Raw genomic sequence first — 4,952 nt, 5'->3', positions numbered from 1 at the left:
GGACTGGCATTCAATGATGACCATTCCAGACTGTTTGCCTCCGGAGGGAATGACAACATGATCAGGATTTACAATTAAGACTTCCGGTACAGGGCAAACAGTTCTGCACTGAGGTTCATCAAAATACCCGACACACTCGGTGCATAATTCCGGGTTTATTTCATAAATGGTCTGTGGAGTATCCATCACGGGAGCATCCTCCCCATCGGTCACTTGACTTTCAGGAGGCACAATGGCAGCTTCACCGGCAGGTACCAGGAAAGATGCCAATACCAGCCCTGCGGTTACCAGCACCGTCGTGCCCCAAATGATTGCCAAATAGTGAAGTTTTTGCTTGTACATGAACTTTTCCACCGGACGGCCCTTCAGCAGGTGCTCCTCCACCAGGAAGGGCATGTCCTCGGGCTTGAGCTTCTCGTAGAAGATGCCCTCGGGATAGACGGTCATGATGGGCCCCTCGGCGCAGAAGCCGTTACAGCCGGTCAGGACGAGCTTGAACTCGTCCTGGAGCCCGCGCTCCCGGAGCTCGTGCTCCAGGGCCTCCTTGACCTTGAGCCCTCCGCTTGCGATGCAGCCCGTGCCGCCGCATATCATGAGGTGCGCTCTGTACGTTTCCATCGACATGCCTCCAGAAAAGACTTTCTTTATTCTCCCGCCCCGCTCAGTAGGAGCTCTCGCTGCCCACAACGAAGGCGTACTCTTCCACCACGTTGCCTCCCAGGACGTGCTCCTTGAAGACGCGCTTTGTTTTCTCGGGGGTAAGCTCGACGTACTTCACCGGGGCCTGCCCCAGCACCTCCACGGTGACCATGGGCTCCTTGGAGCACAGGCCCGCGCACCCGGAGTTGGTGACGATGACGTCGGTGACCCCGCTTTCGGCCAGCGCCTCGGTGAGCGCGGTCATCACGTCCCGGGCCCCGGCGGCGATGCCGCAGGTCCCCATGTGCACGGTGACCTTCGCCCTGTAGCCCCCTTCCCGCAGGGTGAACTCGCTCTTGTGCTGCTCCTTTATCTTCTTCAGGTCCTCGATGGTCAGCTTAGGCATGGCCGTCGCCTCCGTTTCTGTAGTTCTCCAGGATGGCCGCCGTCTTCACCGGGTTGATGGACCCGTAGGTGTCGTGGTCCACCACCACCACGGGGGCCAGGCCGCAGGCCCCCAGGCAGCGCACGCTCTCCAGCGAGAACAGCCTGTCCGGGGTGACCTCTCCCAGGTCGATGCCCAGCTCGTTACGGAGCCTCTGCACTATCTCCTCGGCCCGCTTCACGTAGCAGGCCGTCCCCAGGCAGACCCTGATGCTGTGCTTGCCCCGGGGCTTCATGGAGAAGAAGGAATAAAAGGAGACCACGCCGTGGACCTCGCTGACCGAGACGTTCAGCCCCTTGGCGATGTGCCGCTGCACCACGGGAGGCAGGTAGCCCACCAGCCCCTGGGCCTTCTGAAGCACGGGGATGAGGGCGCCGGGGCGGCCCCTGTGGTCCCGGATGATGCCGGTGAGCTTCGCGGCCACCTCCTCGGTGAAGTCCTCCACCCCCGGCTCCGGGGCCGCGCCCCTCTTGGCGATGTCCACCGCGTTGCCCACGGACTCCAAGAGGAGCGAGGGGCTGAAGGGCTTGGGCAGGTAGTCCACGATGCGCATGCCCAGGGCCTCCTTCAGGCTCTCCTGCGAGGGGTAGCCGGTTATCACGATGACGTTCATCTGGGGCCTCTTCTGGCGCACCTGGCGGATGAACTCCATGCCGTCCATCTCCGGCATCCTCATGTCGGTGATGACCAGGTCGAAGGAATCCCTCTCCACCAGGGAGAGCGCTTCTCCCGGCGAGGTGGTGGCCGTCACCCCGTAGCCGTGGAGCCCCAGGACCCGCTCACAGCTTTTCAGGACGACCGGCTCGTCGTCCACCACAAGGACGTTTCCCTTAGCTTCCTCCATGAGCCCTCCTGATACCTTCGTTGACATCCTGATGTATGTATTGCAGTACCTTGGGCACGGAGAGGGGCAGGCCCGGAAGCTCCTCCCTCAGCCGCGCCGTCTCGAACCGGTATGTATACCCGTCGCTCTCGTAGACGAGCACGAAGTCCGTCTCCGGATGGCCCGCCACCAGGGCGGACAGGGTGGCCCCCATGTCCCCCAGGGGCTTGCGGTCCACGTGGGTAAGGCCGAAGGAGGCGCTGAGCACCGTGCCCCGGCCGGGCTCGCTTTGGAGGGAGAAGCTTCCCCCGGTCTCCCGGGCGGCCTGCTTGAGCATGGGTATGCCCATGCCGAACCTCTTTCGCTTGCTGGTGAAATAGGCGTCTCCCGTCTTCAGCCCGGCCTCGAAGCCCCGCCCGTCGTCCCTCACCGTGAGGGTAAGGCGGTCTTCCCTTCTCTCTTCCCGTATCGTTATCACAACGTTCCGCGCCCCCGCGTCCACGGAATTCTCCGCCACGTCCAGCACGTGAAGCGACAGGTCCCGCATCAGGCGGGACACCGCACGCCGCGGCCTTCGGCCCCCCGGAGGGCGAGGGCTATCTCCTCGAAGCACGCCCCGCCCAGGGTAAAGAAGCTTCTCCTCCTGCCCACCTCCTCCACGTGATGGGCGTCGGAGGACATGAGCCGGGTCACCCCCGGGTGAAACAGGAGCACCTGGTCCGCTCGCTCGTGCTCCAGGACCTCCACGGCGTCGAAGCGCAGGTCCTCGGGCACGAACCCCATCTGGGAGGAGACGCTGAAGGCCCCCCTGTCCACGTGGCTCGCTACGGCCAGGCCCCCCTCCCTCCGGATGAGGGCCACCAGCTCCTTGAGCCCGAAGGCGGTGGCCCCGAAGAGGAGCCTCCGGTTGAAGCTCTCCACTTCGTCGGACTCGTTGACCACCACCTGCCAGTCGCGCCCGTCGGCGGCACCCCGGGGAAGCGAGGCGTAGACCGCCTCCTGCACCCTCAGGGCGGCCTGCACCGAGGGGAAGAAGCCCAGGACGTGGGCCTCCTCGCCGGAGGTTATCTCCATGGCGGGCAGCACCGCGAGCCCGGCGCGCTCCCCGGCCCGCACGGCCGCCCCCGCGTTCTCCGCGGAATTATGGTCCGTGACGGCTATTATGTCAAGCCCTTTTCGGGCCGCTTCCTCCACGATGCGCCGGGGCGTCATGTCCAGTTCCGCGCAGGGGGACAGGCAGGTGTGGATGTGCAGGTCGGCGGCGTAGGTCCTCATCTCTGCGCCCGCACGGCATCTCAGCTCTCTTTCCTCGCGCCCTTGAGGACCCCGAACAGGGAGCCCGCGGCCTCGAAGGCCGAAAGGGGCGAGACGATGACGTTGACCTTCTCCACCCGGGCCCTCTCGATGGCCTCGGGGTCCAGGGGCTTTCCGCCCACCATCACCACCCCGGCCAGGCCCTTGACGGCGGCCACGGCCACCACGTTGGGGTGGGTGTGGTGGGTCACCCAGAGGTCCCCGTGCGCGCTGTTTGCCAGCACGTCGGAGAGCAGGTCGCTCACGTAGCAGCCGGTGACCTCCTGGGCGAGGTCCCCCTCCACCTCGACCGCGCCTTCCACAGCACTGACGATGTCCCTGACGATCACCGGACGCCCCCGTTTTCCCCCGGCTTTCCGAGGCGCACCGTAATCTCCAGGGTGGTCCCCTCGCCCGGCACGCTGTCTATCCTCAGGCGGTCGGCGTTCTTCTTTATGTTGGGGAGCCCCAGGCCGCTTCCCCAGCCCTTCTCCCGGGCCCATTCCGGGGCCGTGGAGAACCCCTCGCGCATGGCCTCTTGCACGTCCTTTATGCCCGGGCCCATGTCCGTCACCTTTATCCTGACTTCCTCCCGGCCGATTTCATAGCGGAGCGTCCCGGCCACCGCGTGGATGATGACGTTCATCTCCGCCTCGAAGGCGCTGACCGCCGCCCGCCGGGACACCTCCACGGGATATCCCAGGGCGGACAGGGCCGCCTTCAACGCGGTGGCCGAGGAGCCGGCCTCCGCAAACTCCCCGCCCCTGAGCGAGAAGAACCCTTCCCGTGCCACGGTCTTCTCGCGCCTAGACATCGAATTCCTTGCTAAAGAACACTATATCTATAATACCATCACTATGTTTTATAAGCCATGCCCATCGGCTCTTTGGACCGTGACATAAGATAACACAGGGGGGGCCAAAGGGGGTACAGAAATTCTCCGGGGCGGGGCCGGGGGCTCACTTCCCCTTGCGGGGCCTGTCCTTCTCCTTCCGGTAATAGGTCTTCTTTTTCGGGAGGAACTCCTGCTCGGCCTCGGGGTGGTCGTGGGTGTAGACGTAGCCCTCGCCGTGCCCGAGCCTGGCCGCGCCGGGGTAGTGGCTGTCCCGGAGGTGCCCGGGCACCTCCGCGGTCTCCTCGGTGGAGACGTCCTTCATGGCGGCCTCGACGGCCAGGTAGGAGGCGTTGCTCTTGGGGGCCGTGGCCACGTAGATGGCGGCCTGGGCAAGGGGGATGCGGGCCTCGGGCATGCCCACGAACTCCACCGCCCGGAGCGCCGAGGTGGCCAGCACCAGGGCCATGGGGTCGCGGTTTCCCACGTCCTCAGAGGCGCAGATGACGATGCGCCGGGCGACGAACCGGGGGTCCTCCCCGGCGTAGAGCATCTTGGCCAGCCAGTAGACGGCGGCGTCGGGGTCCCCGCCGCGCATGCTCTTTATGAAGGCGCTCGCGGTGTCGTAGTGCTGGTCGCCCTTCTTGTCGTACACCACGGCCTTCTTCTGGATGGACTCCTGGGCCGCTTGAAGGGTGATGTGCACCGCGCCGCCGGGCCCGGGCGGGGTGGTCGCGGCGGCTATCTCCAGGGCCGAGAGGGCCTTCCGCGCGTCCCCGTCGGCCATCCGGGCCAGGTGAAGGAGGGCGTCCTCATCGGCGCGTACGTCCGTCTCCCCGAGCCCCCGCTCCCGGTCCCGGAGGGCAGCGCGGAGCAGGCGGAGGAGGTCTTCCCTCGTCAGGGGCCTGAGCTCGAAGACC

8 protein-coding genes are annotated in these 4,952 nt (G+C 65.5%); all 8 read right to left on the bottom strand.

Features of this window, described 5'->3' with window-relative positions; all coding sequences use genetic code 11:
• The coding region (locus P8Y39_12475) for an NAD(P)H-dependent oxidoreductase subunit E (GenBank protein MEJ2193132.1) at nt 1–618 on the bottom strand (618 nt) is incomplete at its 3' end.
• Nucleotides 619–661: 43 nt separating this feature from the next.
• Nucleotides 662–1,045 carry a (2Fe-2S) ferredoxin domain-containing protein gene (locus P8Y39_12470; protein ID MEJ2193131.1) on the bottom strand — a complete coding sequence of 128 codons (384 nt, stop codon included), beginning with the start codon at nt 1,043–1,045 and terminating at the stop codon, nt 662–664.
• Entirely contained in the window at nt 1,038–1,928 is an 891-nt protein-coding gene (locus P8Y39_12465; GenBank protein MEJ2193130.1) for an NAD(P)H-dependent oxidoreductase subunit E, read from the bottom strand. The genes P8Y39_12470 and P8Y39_12465 overlap by 8 nt, the downstream gene beginning before the upstream one ends.
• Nucleotides 1,915–2,466 (bottom strand): ATP-binding protein, encoded by a 552-nt coding sequence (locus P8Y39_12460; protein MEJ2193129.1) that lies wholly within the window; start codon nt 2,464–2,466, stop codon nt 1,915–1,917. The genes P8Y39_12465 and P8Y39_12460 overlap by 14 nt, the downstream gene beginning before the upstream one ends.
• Entirely contained in the window at nt 2,454–3,182 is a 729-nt protein-coding gene (locus P8Y39_12455) for a PHP domain-containing protein (GenBank protein MEJ2193128.1), read from the bottom strand. Before P8Y39_12455 ends, P8Y39_12460 begins: the two co-directional genes overlap by 13 nt.
• 20 nt (nt 3,183–3,202) lie before the next feature.
• Nucleotides 3,203–3,550, bottom strand: a complete 348-nt coding sequence (locus P8Y39_12450; protein MEJ2193127.1) for a serine kinase — start codon at nt 3,548–3,550, stop codon at nt 3,203–3,205.
• Entirely contained in the window at nt 3,547–4,014 is a 468-nt protein-coding gene (locus P8Y39_12445; protein ID MEJ2193126.1) for an ATP-binding protein, read from the bottom strand. The genes P8Y39_12450 and P8Y39_12445 overlap by 4 nt, the downstream gene beginning before the upstream one ends.
• A gap of 145 nt (nt 4,015–4,159) precedes the next feature.
• Nucleotides 4,160–4,952: replication-associated recombination protein A (locus P8Y39_12440; GenBank protein ID MEJ2193125.1), on the bottom strand; the 793-nt coding region annotated here is incomplete at its 5' end.

This window comes from Nitrospirota bacterium (genome assembly GCA_037386965.1).
In the GTDB taxonomy this organism is placed as follows: Bacteria; Nitrospirota; Thermodesulfovibrionia; order Thermodesulfovibrionales; family JdFR-86; genus JARRLN01.
The sequence above is the reverse complement of the archived record's forward strand: the minus strand, read 5'-3'. Positions and strand labels throughout refer to the sequence as shown.